General features: G+C 41.5%; 8 protein-coding genes. 3 read left to right on the top strand and 5 right to left on the bottom strand.

What is annotated here, in order from left to right; translation table 11 throughout:
* The first annotated feature begins 30 nt into the window (after positions 1 to 30).
* Together H8Z82_RS14495 and H8Z82_RS14490 are read left to right on the top strand one after the other, a co-directional pair.
* Complete coding sequence (locus tag H8Z82_RS14495; protein WP_186995502.1) at positions 31 to 3951, top strand: hypothetical protein; 3921 nt, start codon at positions 31 to 33, stop codon at positions 3949 to 3951.
* Positions 3952 to 4339: 388 nt separating this feature from the next.
* Positions 4340 to 5200, top strand: a complete 861-nt coding sequence (locus H8Z82_RS14490; protein ID WP_186995501.1) for an FKBP-type peptidyl-prolyl cis-trans isomerase — start codon at positions 4340 to 4342, stop codon at positions 5198 to 5200.
* 44 nt (positions 5201 to 5244) lie between these two features.
* On the opposite strand, the gene H8Z82_RS14485 is transcribed toward H8Z82_RS14490, so the two are convergent.
* The 4 genes from H8Z82_RS14485 to ileS all read right to left on the bottom strand — a co-directional run bounded on the left by H8Z82_RS14485 (position 5245) and on the right by ileS (position 18099).
* Positions 5245 to 7593, bottom strand: a complete 2349-nt coding sequence (locus tag H8Z82_RS14485) for an Ig-like domain-containing protein (protein WP_186995500.1) — start codon at positions 7591 to 7593, stop codon at positions 5245 to 5247.
* Positions 7594 to 7807: 214 nt separating this feature from the next.
* Positions 7808 to 11722 (bottom strand): autotransporter outer membrane beta-barrel domain-containing protein, encoded by a 3915-nt coding sequence (locus tag H8Z82_RS14480; protein WP_186995499.1) that lies wholly within the window; start codon positions 11720 to 11722, stop codon positions 7808 to 7810.
* A 546-nt stretch (positions 11723 to 12268) separates the two neighbouring features.
* On the bottom strand, positions 12269 to 14731 hold the full coding sequence (locus tag H8Z82_RS14475) for a glycogen/starch/alpha-glucan phosphorylase (protein ID WP_019160391.1): 2463 nt from the start codon (positions 14729 to 14731) through the stop codon (positions 12269 to 12271).
* A gap of 212 nt (positions 14732 to 14943) precedes the next feature.
* A complete protein-coding gene (gene ileS / locus H8Z82_RS14470; RefSeq protein WP_186995498.1) occupies positions 14944 to 18099 on the bottom strand; it encodes an isoleucine--tRNA ligase in 3156 nt (1051 codons plus the stop codon).
* Positions 18100 to 18605: 506 nt separating this feature from the next.
* Here ileS and H8Z82_RS14465 point away from each other — a divergent pair.
* On the top strand, positions 18606 to 19850 hold the full coding sequence (locus H8Z82_RS14465; RefSeq protein ID WP_186995497.1) for a D-alanyl-D-alanine carboxypeptidase family protein: 1245 nt from the start codon (positions 18606 to 18608) through the stop codon (positions 19848 to 19850).
* On the opposite strand, the gene H8Z82_RS14460 is transcribed toward H8Z82_RS14465, so the two are convergent.
* Positions 19821 to 20780 (bottom strand): 3'-5' exonuclease, encoded by a 960-nt coding sequence (locus tag H8Z82_RS14460; RefSeq protein ID WP_186995496.1) that lies wholly within the window; start codon positions 20778 to 20780, stop codon positions 19821 to 19823. The genes H8Z82_RS14465 and H8Z82_RS14460 overlap by 30 nt on opposite strands.
* Between the last annotated feature and the right edge of the window lie 7 nt (positions 20781 to 20787).

Raw genomic sequence — 20787 nt, 5'->3', positions numbered from 1 at the left:
ATGACAAAGATTAAAAACACAAAGAAGGGCATGGCTAAAAAGACATTAAGTATGTCTCTTGTAGTTGCAATGCTTGCTACTTCTAATGTGCCGGTATGGGCTGCTGAGTTCAGCGATGGTTCTGACGTAGCAGTTGCTACAGAAGCTCCTGCAGAATTTACTGATGAAACAGAAGCTGCTCCAGTTGTAGAAGACGCTGCTGAAGAAGTTTCTACAGCACAGGCTAACGAAAACTACACAGTAAAAACAAATTTATCCCTCAAAAAAGTAGACTGGAATACAGGGCTTACATTAGTAGCACCGGAAGGAAAAACTGCAGAGTTTACAATCGAAAATAAAGATGGTGTTGTTGAAAGCTGGGCTAAAGCAGAGGTATACGCTGGAAATGGCGGATTACTTACAACTGTGGATACTACAACTAATTCTTCTTTAGTAAAGGCATTAGAGACAGTTAAATATGGTCTTAACTCATATAAAGCAGACAGAAACGTTACTGTAAAAGTATATGTAGCCAACGATACTAACCCAGTATGTGAGTTCAATTCTGTAATTCAGCCAGTAGATATTTCAAAGTGGACTATTACAAGTGGAAAAACTACATCCAAAACATATAACGGAACAGTTCAGAATCCAGATGTAACAATCACTGCACCTTCTGGAAGTAGCTTTCAAGTTGGTGGATCAACTTCTGAAGTAACCATACAGTATGCAGATGTTACTGAAGCAAAAAATGTTGGTTCATATGATTATAATATTGTAGGTGTTGAATCAGAAGGATATACCGGAAAAACAACTGAGAATGGAAAATTTGAAATTACACCAGCAAAACCTGATGCAACTAACTTAGCAGTTACCGTTTCTGGAACAGTTGCATACAATGGTGATGTAAAATCTCTTGTAAAAGTAACTGATAAATATACAGGTGAAGTACTTCCATCTGATTTATATACAGTAGCTGTATCAAAGACTGATGCTGGAAAATATGATAAATCTAACATTACTTCTGTTAAGTTGGTAAATAAGGCTACAATCAACAACAAGACAGTAAATAACAACTTTGGTGAAACAGGAAAAACAGAATATGATGTAACTAGTTTATTATCTGGTGACTACACAGTAACTGCATTTGACTTAAGCAAATTAAGTGAAAAATATACTGTTAATGTAGCTACTAAAAAAGCAAATGAAAACGTAGCGACAACTGATATTACATTTACAGATAAGGCTACTGGAAAGACATATACATATGCCCAGGTAATACCGGGAAACGATGTAGATCTTAAAACAACTAATAATAATGCGCCTGGAAATGGCACCATCACAATTACCCCAAAGACAAATGTTACAAATGTTACAGGCACATTCACTACAACATTTACAGTAGTAAATAATGTAGTTACAGCTGCTGATGTTGCATTCCCGGTTGGATTTGATTTCAAAGATGGAGCTAAGCCATCTACAGTGAAATTAGCATTAAATGATACAAGGGTATCAACTTATATTAACAGTAAATTAACAGGTCTTGTATATAACGGAACTGCACAGGAACCATTAAAAGAAGCTTTCTCTAATCTTGTTCTTTCTAATTCTGCTACAACAAGTGACGTGAAACTTGTATTAGGAACAGATTATGATTTAGTTTATAGCAACAATACAGATTCTGATACTGTAAAAGGCGTTACCAAGACAGATAAGAGCAAAATAGCTAAGGTTACTTTCGTATTCAAAGGTAACTATACAGGAACTTTCAGCTATGAATTTAATATTGCTAAAGCACAGGCAACAATCACAGGAAACAATGTTTCCTATGTTGCAGGAAAGAACAGCTATGATGCGTCTGTATCAGTAAAAACAGCTGACAAGAAAGATGTTCCGGCTAGCGAGTACACTGTTACAACAACCAAAAAAGGAACAAAAGTAGGCGATACTGCTAAAGCTACAGTTGTATTCAATAATAAGAACTATGATATCACAAATGCTGGAAAAGCAACAAATACAACAGGATATGATTATTTAGAAGGCGTAGTTTCTAATATTGTTGGCAAGGATCTCAAGAACTGCACTGCTACAATCGAAGGAAACTATGTATATACTGGCGAAAGCATTAGTCCTAAATTAACTGTAAAAGATGGCGATATTGTATTAGTTGAAGGAAAAGATTATAAAGTTTCCAGCAAGAATAATATTAATGCAGGTAAAGCATTAGTTACTATTACTGCTGTTACTGGAAGCAACTATACAGGATCTCTTACTCTTGAGTATGAAATCAAGAAAGCAAACCTTGCAAATGCAAAAGTTACTTTAAAAGATGAAGGTAAATACGGTTACACTGGTGTTATCGTAACTCCTACAATTACTTCTGTTACAATTGGTTCTGTTCCGTTAACTGTATATGATCCAATCGAGAAGAAAGGTGATTATACATTGACATATGATGAAGCAGTTGAAGCAGGTACTTACAACTTCACTCTTAAAGCATTAGACGGAAGCAAAAATGTTGAGGGTGAATATAAAGGAACATTTAAGGTAACTCCAAATCAGTTAACTGCTTGCTTTGCAGAGAAACTTAATCCTGTATATGTGGCTCCAACAACACCACCAACAACGTTAACACTTGACACAGATGTTACAGGTGCATATTATACTGGAAAAGCAATTACTATTGATTCCTTCAAAAAGAAATATGTAGTTGTTGATTCTACTAGCAAAGTTCTTACAGAAGGTAAAGACTATAAACTGGAATATACCAACAATGTAGATGCTGGTAAAGCTTCTGTTGTAGCATACGGAATTGGCAATCATGCAACTACTGATAAAGATGGTAAGCCAGTTGCAATTGCTTCTATGAACTTCTATATTGGAGCAAAAGAAACAATTGCAGTAGGTCAGATTAAGAAAATTGCTAACGTAGAATACGCTGGTGGTCTTCCGGTAGAACCAGAAGTAGTTGTTTATGATGCAAAAGGCAACAGACTTGTTCAGGGTACTGATTACACAGTAGAAGCCGTTAAGAACAATACTCCTATTACTGAAATCGGTGACTATACAAATGGCAATGTTATCGTCAAAGGTAAAGGCGCATATGTTACTGGAGATAAAAACAATAGTGGAATTTCTGCTTCTGCTACATTAAATTGGAAAGTAACAAAGAAAGACCTTGCAAACACAGCAGTAAGCGTTGACAAAGAAAACAACGTAACTGTACTGAACGGCACTGTTATCGTTCCAGCTGCAGAATATGATGTTAAATTCAGCGATGATAAACAGAAAGTAACTGTAACAGCTAAAGCTAACAGCACAAAATACACAGGTTCTAAAGAAATTACATTAGAGTCTGCAAAAGTTGGTCAGGCAATGATCGCTAACGTAGTTGTTAAAGGCAACACTGTAACACCTGTACTTTCCAGCGAAGTAGATGAAGCAGTTGGATATGATTATGTAATCGCTACAGAAGAAGACTACAAGAATGGCCGTGTAGGTGTAAGCAAGAACATTCTGAAGACAAACACAGACTTCCACTATGTACAGCAGGGTACCTACTATGCATACTGCCATGCTTGGAAACGTAACGCTGAAGGCAAGAAAGTATTTGGCGAATGGTCTAACATCGTTAAATTCACAGTAACAGCTACTACACCTTCTACACCAACCGTTAAGAGCGTAAAGGTAAAAGGAAACACAGTAACTGTAACATATACAGTATCTAAAGATGCAACAGGATATGATGTAGTTCTCGGATCCGCAGTTAAAACAGTAAACGGAGAAAAACGTCCGGTAGACTACGGAACACTTGTAAAGAAAAACATCAAAGGAAATGTTGTAACAGCAACATTCACGAACGTACCAGCTGGTAAATACTATGCAGGCGTTCACTCCTTCAACAGAACATCCGAAAACGGAAGCAAAGTATTCAGCAAATGGTCTAACAGCAGAACAGTAACTGTTAAATAATCCATTTGGGTAAATAATACAGATTCCTAAAAGAAAAACTCCAGCCAGAAATGGCTGGAGTTTTTCATATGCCTTCCATCTTAAATAGAGAATAAAAAAACCCGAAGGTCGCAACTTCGGGGCTTTTGCTGTAGTTGAACTACATGGATTTCTTATTTCTCTTGTCTACCGACATTATAGCATATGCAGATTAGGAAATCAATATACTACTGTGATAATTGTATGAGTGAAAATTTCAAAAGTAAATTCCACCGTCCGCTTATGCGATGAAATTTACTCTTGCATGGGTAGAGTTTAAGCCGTTCCATCGCAAAAGCCTTGATTTTATTGCCTTTACAGGATATACTGGACTGAACGACATTTGTATTAAAATTGGAGGATTTTTCACATGAGAATTGCAGTAACCTATGATAACGGAAATATTTTTCAGCATTTTGGGAAAACAGAAAACTTCAAGGTGTATGAAGTAGAGAATAACCAGGTAGTCTCCAGTGAGGTCATCAGTTCCAACGGCAGCGGCCATGGTGCTCTGGCTGGTTTGTTGGACGGGCAGAATGTAGATGTGCTGATCTGCGGTGGTATTGGCGGTGGTGCACAGGCGGCTCTTACAGAGGCTGGGATTGAGTTTTGTTCAGGAGCCCAGGGAGATGCAGATCAGGCTGTGGAAGCTTATCTGAAGGGCGAATTAGTGTCTTCCGGCGTGAATTGTGATCATCACCATGGGGAAGGGCATTCCTGCGGCAGCCATGAAGAGGGACATTCCTGTGGTGACAGCTGCGGCGGTGGCTGTGGTGGAAGCTGTGGATCCCATAATCCAATCACAGGCCGCAATGTGGGCAAGACCTGCCGTACTCATTACAAAGGTACCTTTAATGACGGAACACAGTTCGATTCCTCTTATGACCGTGGAGAACCACTGGAATTTATCTGTGGCGCAGGCCAGATGATCAGAGGCTTCGATGCTGCTGTAGCAGATATGGAAGTGGGTCAGGTGATCGATGTACATCTGATGCCTGAGGAAGCTTACGGTCAGGCTGATCCCAACGCCATTTTCACTATGGAAATCGCTCAGCTTCCAGGCTCTGAGGACCTTACTGTAGGCCAGCAGGTATACCTGTCCAACCAGTACGGACAGCCATTCCCGGTAAAAGTAACAGCCAAGGATGAGAAAAACATCACTTTCGATGCCAACCATGAAATGGCCGGAAAAGAACTGAACTTCAAAATTGAATTAGTAGAGGTAAAATAAAGCGATCCCCCGGTCAACTGACCGGGGGACTTTGTTTTTCATCATCAGGAACGAAAATTCACGGTTTTTGTGGGTTTACTGTAGATCCGTTTTCCATTTACGTTTTTAAAAGCCTTTATATAATAGTTATCGATCCAGTACATACCTGTCTGGGAATCATAAGATTCAGGATCTTTCCAACTTGAAGCGGAAGCTTTTACAGTCTTGGCAGCTTCACCGTTGCGGTAAATCACATATCCGGAAGCTCCGGCTACTTTTGACCAGGAAACCAGTGTACCGCCAGTGCTCATTTTGCATGAAATCTTAGAAGGAGCAGGAACAACAGCCTTTTGAGATTTTACTGGTGAAAAACGGGAATACTTGGTTTTTCCACTTGCATTTGTGCCGTAGGCCCGAACTTTAAAGGAATATTTTACACCCGGTACAACTGCGGCATCATAACTGACAGTCCCTGTTTTCAGCGTCTTTATCCGCTTGTAGGAAGACTGGGCGTTTGTTTTACAGTAAATCTGGTATCCTTTGGCTCCGGGAACCTTTTTCCAGGTTAAGCGCATTTTATTAGCAGCCTTCTGGGAAAGTTTCAGTGTTGGTGTTGCCAGAGGATCATCTGTCTCCGAAACCCTTACCGTTACCTGGCACTGAGCCTGAAACTCTCCTGTGGAGGCAGTGATGACAGCCTGACCATAGCCATTCCCTTTAATTGTTCCATCTGCTGAAACAGATACGATTTTCGGATTGCTGCTTGTCCAGTTCATATCTTTTACATCATCAGAATCCACTGGTGCAAAAGAAGGGGTAAGCTTTTGGGTTTTTCCTTCATCAAGTGTAAGGCTTGTCTGATCCAGGGCGATTCCACTGAGCGGAGTGGTCACTACCGGGATTTCATAGAGAAATGTTTCTGTACCGTCATAATTGTGATTGTCATAGTTTCCGGATGTCCAGACAATATTTCGTCCCCACAGGATTGGCTGTGAATCTGTCTGGATCGTTACATTTTTATATAACTTGGATAATAAGATATTTCCCGAACCATCCATAAGAAGATAGTGCAGAACACTTTGCTTCGAGGTTTCATCTGAAAACAGCACTGCATACTGGTTATTTCCCACCGGAATAAGCTTGGGCTCTGTCACCCTTATTACATCTCCTGACGGAGAATACTGGGTAAGCCAGATAAATCTGGAAGCCATGCTGTTTTTGTCTGTGATTATCATAAAAGCATTCAGATTAAGATCCTCATATCCTGTCAGTCCATTTACAGAAAAGCTATGGGGAACTGATCTGCCTATGGTAATCAGATTGTCACCTGCCAGGGAAAAGCCTGTTACCTGGCATCCTGTATAGTTCTGGCCTGCAGGTCCCATAAACGGAAAAATATTGACAGCACTGCGCTGTGCAATATGTCCATCGGAAGATGCTGAGAAGGAAGACAGGATCAAACCTCTGTCATAGGCATCTCCATGATCCAGGAAGTATACGTTAGATCCGTCATTTACAACAAACTGATTAAAGGAATGGCTGCAATAAGGCATGTCAGAATTGATCAGTGTCATATCCTGTGTGTTGATGACAAAGGTAACATCGCTCTGATGATGGATTCCATCCATACCATACATTTCACGTCCTGTGTGAACGATCAGTGTGGATCCGATCTGAGTCATGCGCAGAGAAGCGCCGTCAAAAGGAATGTAAATTCCCTTAAACATGTTGGTATAGTCTCCGCTGATATCTGTAGCTCCCAGCAGCTTCCAGGCACAGTCATACTTAAGAACCCGGACAACTGTAAGGCTGTCATTTTCATCAAGATTCTTCTGCCCTGTTACAACGTAAAAATTTCCGTCCGGCGCAGCGTAAAAACCTCCCCACAGTGGAAGCTGAAGTTTTACTTTTGTTACATTGGTAATATTAAGATCCGGATTGCAGGATACATCATATAAAATCTGATTCTTCCAGGCAACAATGTGCAGATTACCAGCTGTATCCGTATAGTAGGAAGTATACTCAGGATTTGCCCAGTTCAAACTGTAGGATCCCGGTGAATTTCCCATATCAGCAAGCTGAGGAAAGGTTTTTCGCCGACCGAAAGAAGATTTGGAATTATATACAGAGGTACCGGCTGTCATCCCCTGTCCTGCATTTTCAATCCATACCTCTCCATTCTGAACAGCAGGTATTTCTTTTTCATCAGAAAAAAGCGCATCCCCACTTTCCTCAGAGGTAAACTCCCCATCTTCGGTATCAGAAAAGCCGCCCTCATCCCATTCATTTTCTGTCACACTCTCCATAGCCGACCCATCACCGGGATCCGTAAACTCCTCCGCTCCATATACAGAGACAAAGCCTGTCAAAGCCATAGAAGATGCCAGCAATAAAGCTATCAATTTCTTTTTCATTATATCCCAACCTCCTTTGAAATCCGGCATGATCAGAATGCTTCTGATCTGCTGTAGATGTCATTTATTGCCATATTGCTTTATGGCTATATTTTATCAGAGCAGAAGGTTATTTGCCAGAAGGAAGTTTGGGATATGAAAAGTATACGAAAAACTCCAGCCATTTCTGGCTGGAGCTTTTCTTTTAGGAATCTGTATTATTTACCCCAATGGATTATTTAACAGTTACTGTTCTGCTGTTAGACCATTTGCTGAATACTTTGCTTCCGTTTTCGGATGTTCTGTTGAAGGAGTGAACGCCTGCATAGTATTTACCAGCTGGTACGTTCGTGAATGTTGCTGTTACAACATTTCCTTTGATGTTTTTCTTTACAAGTGTTCCGTAGTCTACCGGACGTTTTTCTCCGTTTACTGTTTTAACTGCGGATCCGAGAACTACATCATATCCTGTTGCATCTTTAGATACTGTATATGTTACAGTTACTGTGTTTCCTTTAACATTTACGCTCTTAACGGTTGGTGTAGAAGGTGTAGTAGCTGTTACTGTGAATTTAACGATGTTAGACCATTCGCCAAATACTTTCATGCCTTCTTCGTTACGTTTCCAAGCGTGGCAGTATGCATAGTATGTACCCTGCTGTACATAGTAGAAGTTTGTGTTTGTCTTCAGGATGTTCTTGCTGATATCTACACGGCCATTCTTGTAATCTTCTTCTGTAGCGATTACATAGTCGTATCCAACTGCTTCATCTACTTCACTGAAAAGTACAGGTGTTACAGTGTTGCCTTTAACAACTACGTTAGAGATCATTGCCTGACCAACTTTTGCAGACTCTACAGTGATTTCTTTGGAACCTGTATAGTATTTGCTGTCTGCCTTAGCTGTTACAGTTACTTTCTTTTTGTCATCGCTGAATTTAACATCATATTCTGCAGCTGGAACGATAACAGTACCGTTCAGTACAGTTACGTTATTGTTCTTGTCAACGCTTACTGCTGTGTTTGCAAGGTCTTTCTTTGTTACTTTCCAATTTAAAGTCTTATTATTAAAGGAAAGTACTGCGTTTGTCGCATCTGTTGTTGTGTATGCACCCAATCCCTTGATTGTAACGTCAAGCTGTGTACGGTTAGCAACGTTACCTGCATTATCGTAAATATCTGTTACTTTTGTTGTAACTGTATAATCTTTACCCTGAGTTAATCTTTCTTTTGTTGCTGGGTTAACAACAACAACTGTTGGCTCTACAACAAGACCACCTGCATATTCAACATCAGAAATTTTCTGAACCCAATCCTGAGTAATTGTAGCTTTATTTCCGATAATGTAAGTCATGGAAGCAATAGCTTTTTTCTTTCCAGTTGTTGCATCAACTTTAGCATAATTTCCAAGACCATATGCAACTACAGTAGCTTTACCTGCATTTACATTATCTGTATATACTAATTCGTAATCTTTTCCTTCAGTAAGTACTTTGTTATCGGCATTATTTTTTAATACATATTTAGTTTTGAAAGAGTCAATTGTAATAGCAGAACCTGTATAATAAGCACCTGTTTTGTCAACAGTAATTGGGGTTGCAGCATCAGCTTTTTCATTACCAATCTTTGTAGCAAAGTATCCTGTAAGCTGATTTGCAGTTACCTTGAATGTTCCTTTATATTCGCCTTCAACGTTTTTGCTTCCGGCAACAGCTGAGATTGTAAAGTTGTATGTTCCAACTTCTACCGCATCATCCCATGTAATGGTATAATCACCAGTTTTGGTGGTCGGCACATATTTTGTTAATACCTTGTTTCCGATTTTGACAGTTGCAATATCAGGTATTACGGCAGTTCCGATATATGCTACATCATAATCTGTTTTTCCAGCAGCATTAAGCACAGTTGCATTAGCAAGATTAGCCTTAGCAATAGTATAATCTACAGTAAGAGTACCTGTATAATTTCCAATACCCTGGATTGTTACGTGAGCTGGACCAGCGTTCGTACCTGTTTTGTTGATGATTTTATAATCAGTTCCCTCTACCAGAGTAGTGTTTCCATCCTTCACAACAAGCTTTGGACTGATAATTTCGCCAGTATAAACGTAAGAACCTTCAATACTTGCTGTGCACTTGGAAAGATTCTTTCCAACTACTCTAGATTTAATATTTTTGAACTGATACTCTGCACTTGCAACGCTGTCTTTTTGATCAACATCATAGTTTTTATTGCTAAATACAACTACACCTTCAGCTATATCATTAATTCCCTCTGTAGCCTTTTTAGTAGTTGTTACAGTATAAGCATCAGCAGGAATTGCTGTCTCGGTAGTTCCAGATTTTGTTACTACTTTAGCAGACACTTCATAGCTTGTCTTACCAGCTACATATTCAACATCATTTCCTGTAACAAATGCTGTTGCTTTTGCAATATCAAAAGTATAAGAAATTGTGCCAGAATAGTTTCCCTTGAAAACAAGCTTTACAGTAGCTGTTTTTCCGCTTACTGATTTTGAATTTGTATTGTCAGTATATATGATATCATAATCTGTTCCAAGAACCAGTTTCTGATCCGTAACAGTCGCTGAATTTGTCAGTACAAGATTGGAGAATGCATCTTTTAATGGTTCGATAGCAACTCCTGTATATACAACACCCGTTAATTCAGCAGTAATATCTGCATTATCTGTAATGGTTGTTCCATTTTTTGTACCTAATGGTGTTTTGACTGTATAAGTCTTATTGTTAATTTTAGTTCCCTTAGCGAAAGATACATCTGTTGCATCAATTGTAGCATTTACAACATTAAATGTGGTATTGTACTCACCTGTGATTTTTGTATCCTTAACATCAGTTGCTTTAATAGTAACTTTTCCTGTACCTACAGCACTGTTATTACTTGTAACAATAGTTGTTCCTGTCGGAAGAGCATCAGCATATGCAACAACTTTTTTTGTTGTTTTATCAACGAATGTAAAGTCGGATGTTGTTACTTCTTCACCAACTTTTTTTGCAGCAACAGTAATATCATATTTTTCTCCTAATTTGCTTAAATCAAGAGCATTTATAACATAACTTCCAGTATTGCATTCTTTCGGAACAGATCCGGTGAAATTGTTTGTAATAAGTTCGGAACCAGTTTTTCCGTTATCAGTGTTCATAGTTACTGTAATATCATCTTTTGTATATGTTCCTGGTGTTGGACTGCTTACAGCTACTGTATATAAAGATGAAGGAATAACTGTATTTGTGAGTTTGTCAGTAACAACAACTGTTGGTTGAGTATTTGCACCATTGTATGTAGTGGTGCCAGAAACCGCTACAGACAAATTATCTTTATTCGGTGTAGCTGCTGTGATTGTATATGTACCTACCTCAAATGTACCAACATATCCATCAGCTTCAACACCTTCTACGGAATATTTGTAAGCGCCAACATTTTTAGCTTCTTTTTCATCAGCAAACTGAACAACAAATTTTGCATTATCATATCCTGTTTTTGTTACAGTTAATTCAGGAGTCTGGATTTTCCCATTGTAGACAGCTGTATCCTTTGTAACATTTGCTACCCATCCTGTGCTGATATTTACTGGATTTACAGTTGCAGTTGCTTCATAAACCGCAGTATTATTTCCATCTACATAAAATTTCACGGTAACCTGTTTGCTGTTTTTATATGCTGCCAAGCCTACTTTTTCAGCTTTTAATGCAGTTACAACATCACCACTGGTAACATTTACAGTTTTAAGTAAATCGGTTCCACTGTAAATTTCTGCCTTTGTGACATTTACCGGAACAGTATTTTTATCTAAAACTTCAAATTTATCAGCATCTGTAACACCATCTTTTTTAGCAAATTTAAGGTTTGTGTCCCAGTCACCAGCTTTTAATTCCATGTTTGTGTTTACAGTATAGCCTTCTGCTACCTGTGCAGTAGAAACTTCTTCAGCAGCATCCTCTACAACTGGAGCAGCTTCTGTCTCATCAGTAAATTCTGCAGGAGCTTCTGTAGCAACTGCTACGTCAGAACCATCGCTGAACTCAGCAGCCCATACCGGCACATTAGAAGTAGCAAGCATTGCAACTACAAGAGACATACTTAATGTCTTTTTAGCCATGCCCTTCTTTGTGTTTTTAATCTTTGTCATGATTATAGTTCCCCTTTCCTTAATATAACTATTTTCTTTTTGGGTAAAGATTCCTAGACATAATCTGTCTGTTATGGTTAATAATAGTGCTTCAACCACTTTTTGTCAAGTGTAATGCTCAAAAATTTTACGATTTTTTTAAATTTTCTCGCGTGTTGAATCATTTAATTTCCTTGATTTTTCCTATATAAACCCAACAATTTGTTACATGTTGAGATGATTTTCTGAAATTGTCACAAGATGATGTATTTCTATATGTATTTACAGTCAACAGTCCCAGAGAGCTGTCTCTCCGGGACTATTGTCAAGTACATGATCTGCCTATTTTATCTTTCGGATTGCTTCCAGACCAAGGCCTGTTGCATTCCTTTTCGTATCAATTTTTCCGATTCCAGTTCCAGAACTTCTCCACCCATAGTTTTCTCCTTTACAAAAATCCAATATGGCAGGAAATACATTGAACCTTGGTGTTTTACTTTTACGCAAAAAACCCCGGCAGTACTACTATCAAGGCTGTACTGCCGGGGTTTTGCTGGTTTTATCTGTTTATTTCTTTCTCACGATCACCTTGTCCAGATGCCAGATATCATCCACGTATTCCTGGATGGTTCTGTCGGAGGTGAATTTGCCGCTGCATGCGGTGTTGAGGAGGGCTTTCTTTGCCCAGCCTTTTTCATCTTTGTATGCTTCTTCTACGCGCTTCTGAGCGTCTGCGTAGGAGCGGAAGTCTGCAAGGATGAAGTAGCGGTCTGCTCTGTCTGTGTTCTTGTTGGTGAGCAGGGAATCGTACAGGTCGCGGAAGAGCTCTGTATCGCTGGAGAAGGTTCCGTTGATGAGCTGCATCAGTACCTGACGGATTTCTTCGTCTGTGTTGTAGATTACGTTTGGATCATAGCCGCCGTTGTTCTCATAGTTGATAACTTCGTCGGAGCTTAATCCGAAGATAAATGCGTTCTCTGCGCCTACTTCCTCTACGATCTCTACGTTGGCACCGTCCATGGTTCCCAGTGTAGGTGCACCGTTGAGCATAAATTTCATGTTACCTGTACCGGAAGCTTCCTTGCTGGCTGTAGAGATCTGCTCGGATACATCTGCTGCCGCAAAGATAATCTCTGCGTTGGATACACGGTAATTTTCAATAAATACAACTTTGATCTTTCCGTTAATAGAAGCATCGTTGTTTACCACATCTGCCACGGAGTTGATCAGTTTGATGATCTTCTTGGCTGTAGCATAGCCTGCAGATGCTTTTGCACCGAAGATAAAGGTTCTTGGATAGAATTCCATTTCCGGATGCATTTTGATCTGGTTGTACAGATAGATTACATGGAGGATATTTAACAGCTGACGTTTGTACTCATGGAGTCTCTTAACCTGTACATCAAAGATGGAGTGAGGATCTACTTCTACCCCATTGTGCTCCAGGATGTATTTAGCCAGGCGCTCTTTATTTCTAAATTTAATATTCATGAATTCCTGGAGTGCCTTTTCATCATCTGCATACACCTTCAGTTTCTTTAACTGGGACAGGTCTGTGATCCAGTCCGGTCCGATATGCTCTGTGATCCAGTCTGCCAGAAGCGGGTTTGCATGAAGGAGGAAACGTCTCTGAGTGATACCGTTGGTCTTGTTATTAAATTTCTCCGGCATCATTTCATAGAAGTCTCTCAGCTCCTGATTCTTCAGGATTTCTGTGTGCAGGCGGGCAACGCCGTTTACAGAGTAGCCTGCTGCGATTGCCAGATGTGCCATCTTCACCTGTCCGTCATAGATGATCGCCATCTTTTTGATCTTCTCATAGTTGCCAGGATATTTTGCCTGGATTTCTGCGATGAAACGGCGGTTGATCTCCTCGATGATCTGGTATACACGGGGAAGCAGTCTGGAGAACAGCTCGATAGGCCATTTCTCAAGCGCCTCGGACATGATGGTATGGTTGGTATAGGCAACGGATTTGGTTGTGATCTCCCATGCTTCATCCCAGCCAAGTCCCTCTTCGTCCATGAGGATACGCATTAACTCAGCCACTGCTACAGTTGGATGGGTATCGTTCATCTGGAAGGTTACTTTTTCATATAATTTATGGATGTCATCGTGTTTCTTCTTATATTTAGCAATTGCTTCCTGAAGGCTGGCAGATACAAAGAAGTACTGCTGTTTCAGTCTCAGTTCTTTACCTGCATAATGATTGTCGTTTGGATAAAGAACCTCTACGATATTGCGGGCAAGGTTCTCCTGCTCTACTGCTTTCTTGTAGTCACCCTTGTCAAAGGAATCCAGCTCAAAGTCTACGATCGGCTCTGCATCCCAGATACGGAGAGTATTTACCACATCATTGTCATAGCCTGTGATCGGCATATCATAAGGAATGGCTTTTACTGCCTGGTATCCTTCGTGGATAAATCTGGTAGCACCTTTTTCTGCATCATATTCAGCTCTTACATAGCCACCGAAGTGTACTTCCTTGGCATATTCCGGACGACGGAGTTCGAAAGGATATCCGTTTTTCAGCCAGTTGTCCGGTACCTCGATCTGGTATCCGTCTTTGATCTGCTGTTTGAACATTCCGTAATGGTAACGGATTCCACAGCCATATGCAGCATAGTTTAATGTTGCCAGGGAATCAAGGAAGCATGCAGCCAGTCTTCCCAGACCACCGTTTCCAAGTGCAGGATCCGGCTCCTGGTCTTCGATGCAGTTCAGGTCAAAGCCCAGCTCCTCAAGAGCCTCTTTTACTTCGCCATATCCGCAAAGGTTGATGAGATTGTTACCCAGGGCACGTCCCATCAGGAATTCCATGGACATGTAATATACGATCTTTGGATCCTGTTCGTCATATGCTTTCTGTGTTTCCAGCCAGTTGTCAATGATAACGTCCTTAACTGTGTAGCTTACAGCCTGGAAAATCTGCTCCTGTGTAGCTTCTTCAATTGTTTTTCGATAGAGGAATTTTACGTTGTCTTTTACGCTTTTCTTGAATGCCTCTTTCTTGAACATTTCGTTTGTCATTTTATACCTCCCGTAATGGTTTCACTGTGCACTTTATTCTCAGCAATACATCTTGCGGATATTGCCGGTGAACCTCTTCATTCCGTCAACTCTTCTGTTTTCTCATATCAGAGAAATTGGGGGCAAAGAATCTCCGCCTCCAAGTACTATATTCCCTGCGAAATACCTGTAACTTATCAGTATCTTATCAGTGATTAATCGAATGTTGTCAATTACAGTTTCTTAACACCCATAGTTACTGCTTCTTTGTTGATATTCCACTCTTTCACATAACCATCGGTCTCTCCAAGTACCATTTCCTCAGCAAGTACTTCGGACTTAATCTCGTCTTCGTGTGCTTTCATGACATCCTGGATCTTGTCGTTTCCGTGAGCATATACTACGATCTTGTCCATGACTTCGAAGCCAGCTTCCTTTCTCATGGTCTGGATCTTGCTGATGATCTCACGTACAAATCCTTCTTCGATCAGTTCCGGTGTCAGGTTGGTATCCAGAACTACGGATGTTTCACCGTCAGATTCAGATACATAGCCTTCTGTCTGTGCTGTTTCAATAAGAAGGTCTTCTTCTGTAAGTTCTACATCGTTTCCGTTAATATCCAGTTTCAGGACACCGTTGGTTCTCAGTTCGTTCATTGCTGCTGTTCCGTTGATGTCTGTGAGAGCCTGTCTGATTCCGCCAAGGAGTTTACCGTATTTCGGTCCTACTGTACGAAGCTGTGGTTTGAAGCTGTAGGAGATAAAGGATTCTACGTCATCTGCAAATTTCACTTCTTTTACATTGAGCTCATCTGCAATGATATCTGTGTAGAATTCACCCATCTTCTTCTCAGCTTTTACATACATGGTTCCAATTGGCTGACGGTTCTTGATGTTTGCTGTATTTCTGCAGGCACGTCCCAGAACTACGATTTCCAGAAGCTCTTTCATATCTGCTTCCAGATCCTTGTCGATCCATGCTTCATTTACAGTCGGGAAGTCGCAGAGGTGGATACTTTCAGGAGCATCTTTGTCTACGCTTCTTACCAGGTTCTGATAGATATCTTCTGTCATGAACGGAATCATAGGAGCTGCTGTCTTGGCAATGGTTACCAGTGCATGGTACAGAGTCATGTAGGCATTGATCTTATCCTGCTCCATTCCCTTTGCCCAGAAACGTTCACGGCTTCTTCTTACATACCAGTTACTCATCTCATCTACAAATTCCTGAAGTGCTCTTGCTGCTTCCGGGATCTTGTAGTTAGCCAGGTCATTATCAACAGCCTGAACAGTTGTGTTTAATCTGCTGAGAAGCCATTTGTCCATAACAGGAAGCTGGTCGTATTCAAGATTGTATTTGGTCGGGTCGAAGTTGTCGATGTCTGCATATAATACGAAGAATGCGTAAGTATTCCACAGTGTGCTCATGAATTTACGCTGTCCTTCCACAACTGCCTTGCCGTGGAAACGGTTCGGAAGCCATGGAGCACTGTTAATGTAGAAGTACCAGCGGATGGCATCTGCGCCGTATTTATTCAGTGCATCGAATGGATCAACTGCGTTTCCTTTGGACTTACTCATCTTCTGTCCGTTCTCATCCTGGACATGTCCCAGAACGATTACGTTCTTATATGGTGCTTTGTTGAAGAGCAGTGTGGATTCTGCAAGGAGTGAGTAGAACCATCCACGGGTCTGGTCTACAGCCTCGGAAATAAAGTTTGCAGGGAACTGCTGCTCAAATAATTCTTTGTTTTCAAATGGATAGTGATGCTGTGCAAAAGGCATTGCTCCTGAGTCAAACCAGCAGTCAATAACCTCCGGTACACGGTGCATTTCTCCACCGCACTCCGGACACTTCAGTGTGATCTCATCAATGTATGGACGGTGAAGCTCTACTGTCTTAGCTTTCTCATCACCGCTCATCTCAAATAATTCCTGACGGCTTCCGATGGAATGCATATGTCCGCATTCACACTGCCAGATGTTCAGTGGTGTTCCCCAGTAACGGTTACGGCTGATACCCCAGTCCTGAACGTTCTCAAGCCAGTCGCCGAAACGTCCTTTACCAATGCTCTCCGGGATCCAGTTGATGGTATTGTTATTTCTGATCAGGTCATCCTTAACTGCTGTCATTTTGATGAACCAGGATTCTCTTGCATAGTAGATCAGTGGTGTGTCACATCTCCAGCAGTGTGGATAATCATGCTCGAATTTGGGAGCATCGAAGAGCTTGCCTTCTTTGTCCAGGTCTGTGAGAACCATCGGGTCTGCTTTCTTTACGAAAACCCCTGCATATGGAGTCTCTTTTGTCAGGTTACCCTGTCCGTCTACGAACTGTACAAATGGAAGTTCATAGTTACGTCCGATTCTGTTATCGTCTTCACCGAATGCAGGTGCAATATGAACGATACCTGTACCATCACTCATGGTTACGTAGTTATCACAGGTTACGAAATGAGCTTTCTTTTTCTGTTTTGCTGCTGCCTCTCCTGCACATGCGAAAAGCGGCTCGTATGCTTTGTATTCCAGATCTGTTCCTTTGTAGGTTTCCAGAACCTCGTATGCTTTCTCGCCTTCTTCTTTGGCAAGCTTGCCCAGAACCTTATCAAGAAGTGCTTCTGCCATATAATAGGTATATCCGTCTGCTGCCTTTACTTTGCAGTAAGTCTCATCCGGATTTACGCAGAGTGCAACGTTGGATGGCAATGTCCACGGTGTTGTTGTCCATGCAAGGAAGTATGCATCTTCACCGATCACCTTGAATCTTACCACTGCAGAACGCTCTTTTACAGTTTTGTATCCCTGGGATACTTCCTGTGCAGAAAGCGGAGTCCCACATCTCGGACAGTAAGGAACGATCTTGAAGCCTTTGTACAGAAGCTTCTTATTCCAGATCTCTTTCAGTGCCCACCACTCAGATTCAATATAGTCATCATAGTAAGTTACATATGGATGCTCCATGTCAGCCCAGAAACCAACTGTGGAGGAGAAGTCCTCCCACATTCCTTTGTATTTCCAGACACTTTCCTTACACTGCTTGATAAATGGCTCCATACCGTATTCTTCGATCTGCTCTTTGCCATCCAGACCAAGCTTCTTCTCTACTTCCAGTTCTACCGGAAGTCCGTGGGTATCCCATCCTGCTTTACGCGGAACCATGTATCCCTTCATTGTGCGGTATCTGGGGATCATGTCCTTGATTACACGGGTCAGTACATGGCCGATGTGGGGTTTACCGTTAGCGGTAGGCGGTCCGTCATAAAATGTATAGGTTTCTCCTTCTTTTCTGTTTTCCATACTTTTCTCAAAAATATGGTTCTCTTTCCAGAATTCCTCGACCTTTTTCTCACGGTCTACGAAATTAAGATTCGTATCAACTTTCTGGTACACAGCTGTTTCCTCCTATTTCTCCTGATAATAAAAAAATCGCCCTTTTTGTAAAAGGACGAAGGTTTCTCTACTTTCGTTATACCACCTGTTACACGGTACGGGCGTCACTGCCGATACATGCATCCTCTAACGGGGATTACCGTCAGCTCTTACACGGCGCAGTGCCCCTGGGAACTGAAACTCCGGAGTGATCTTCTCCTGCATTTACTTGCACCGGACTCCCACCACCTCCGGCTCGCTGCTGCTTTCCTCTACAGGTTACTGTCTCCATCTTTGTCTTTGTGGTTATTATGGCCACGGTATGGTAAACCGCAGCGTTTCCATGAAGTTTATTATAAGGGCTTATTTTTCAGGATGTCAAGTGTTTTTTCTTATATTTATAGTTATATAAAATACTATCATTTAATTTTACACAGACGTTGTAAATAATGCTATAATGGGGTAAAATATGCTGTCAGGGGTAACCAGTAACACCATTATTTATCAGATAAAGGATTACACTTCATATGTTTAAAGGAAATTTTTATAAAATCATAAAGCAGGGCATGTCTGCCCTTCTCTGCGGAGGACTTCTTTTTTCCCAGCCGGGAATTGTTTATGCATCGGAGAATACAGCTGCACAGGTTACGGCTGCGCCGGAGCATTCCTCCACCTACTCCCAGGCTGCAGATACAGACTCTATCAAGGGCTGGCCTGCAGGACCTAATATTGAGGGAGAATCTGCTGTTCTTATGGATGCAGTCACAGACACTGTCCTGTATTCCAAAAATGCAGATAATAAGCTATATCCTGCAAGTATTACCAAGATCATGACCGCACTGCTGGTCTGTGAGAATCTGGATATGAATGACAGCCTCACGATGTCCGAAGCTGCTGCCTACGGCATTGAGGCCGGAAGCTCTACCATCTATGCAGAAACCGGGGAGGTCTTTACTGTAGAACAGGCTGTGATGGCTCTGATGCTGGAATCTGCCAATGAGATGGCTCTGGCTCTGGCCGAGAAAACCAGCGGTTCTGTAAAGAAGTTCGTTGAGCTGATGAACCAGAGAGCTACACAGCTTGGCTGTAAACACACACATTTTAATAATCCCAATGGTCTCCATGATGAGAAGCATTATACCACTGCCAATGACATGATGAAAATCGCCAAGGCTGCCTGGTATAATCCTCTGTTCCGTAAGTTTGTCACCACCCAGACCTACGAGATTCCCCCTACCAACAAGCAGCCGGAAACCCGTTATCTGCTGAACCATCACAAGATGCTGGCAGGGCAGTCCTATGCCTATGATGGAGTCCTGGGCGGCAAGACCGGATATACCACCAACGCTGGAAATACCCTGGTCACCTATGCCAAGAGGGGAAACTCCATCCTCATTGCAGTGGTCCTTAATTCCACAAACGGTGCTTTTCCGGACACTGCCTCTCTGCTGGATTACGGATTTAACAATTTTGAAAAAGCAGATTTAAATGTGGATTCGGATCCTGTGACAACTCCATTTCTCCCCTGTGAGAAATATCTGCTGAAAGACAATGGAAACACCAATCTCTTCCATTATATCAGGCATGTGTATGTCACTGTCCCTATAGGAACGGACACCGGCACTCTGACCAAAAAACAATGGGTTCTCAACAACTCTGTAGGCCCTAAGCGTATTAAGAGTAAATATTATCTGGACGACCACATGGTTGGCTACGGTATGCAATATGAAAAGGAGATCCTTTCAGATCTCCTTCTCCAGACTTCTCTTTAATTGTCGTTTCTGACGGAGGAGCTCCTTTCTCTCACGGAGCTCCTCCGTTTCTTTTGTATCTGTAAACCGCAGAGTCTTCACTGCAAAATATTTGTTCTCGTCCGTCTTATGGATCCGGATCTTACCCTTGATCAACCCATGCTCTCCGCAGGCAGAAACACTGTAATAAACTCTGGGATTATTCATGAACCAGCGGATCTTGCGCCTAGCAGGTTTGTGGCACATAGGGCAGGGAGTACCGGCTACGCCTCTGTCCTTCATGATCCGCTCTCTGTCGGTAAATTCTCTGAATACATACTTATCATAATCCGGATAGGAAATAAAGATTTCGTCCTTTTTCTTCTTTGGATTCTGATACACATCCAGGGAAGGATGGTTGATGATCATAATATTGCTGATCCTTTTCAGCACTTCTGCTGTATAGTAGGCATCCGCAAGTGCCCTGTGAAAGCCGTATTTCTTCTCAATATGAAGCTCATCAATGGCATGCTCCAGTGCACACCGGGAATCCCCGTCATCCCAGGTAATACTGTAAAGCTTCTGTACATCATAATAGGTTACAGGCCCGGGAAGCTGATCCAGCATTTTATAAAATTTCATATTTCTCTGAAGTTCCATCACATCCTGATTTCCCCAGGTAAAGAAATACCAGTCCTTACCGCACCACTCCAGGAATTCTCCTGCCGCCTGTTCAAAAGGCACCCCGTCCAGCAGATCCCTGTAATCCATATGGATCACCTCATGGATACTGCTGTGGATCCTGTTATATACCTGAGGCCGGATCAGACGATGAAAGCTGTCTGTGATTTTCTTTTTGCTGTTTACCTTCACTGCCCCGATCTCTATGATCTCAAAGGGCAGCTTTTCATTGCGGTTTTTCTTTCCATCAGGGCTCTGGTTCCATTCCAGATCAAAGACAATATAATTCATGCAATCA

The sequence above is a fragment of the Blautia difficilis genome (assembly GCF_014297245.1).
In the GTDB taxonomy this organism is placed as follows: Bacteria; Bacillota; Clostridia; order Lachnospirales; family Lachnospiraceae; genus Blautia_A; species Blautia_A difficilis.
Note: the sequence above shows the minus strand (reverse complement) of the source record. Positions and strands in the feature narration are given on the sequence as shown.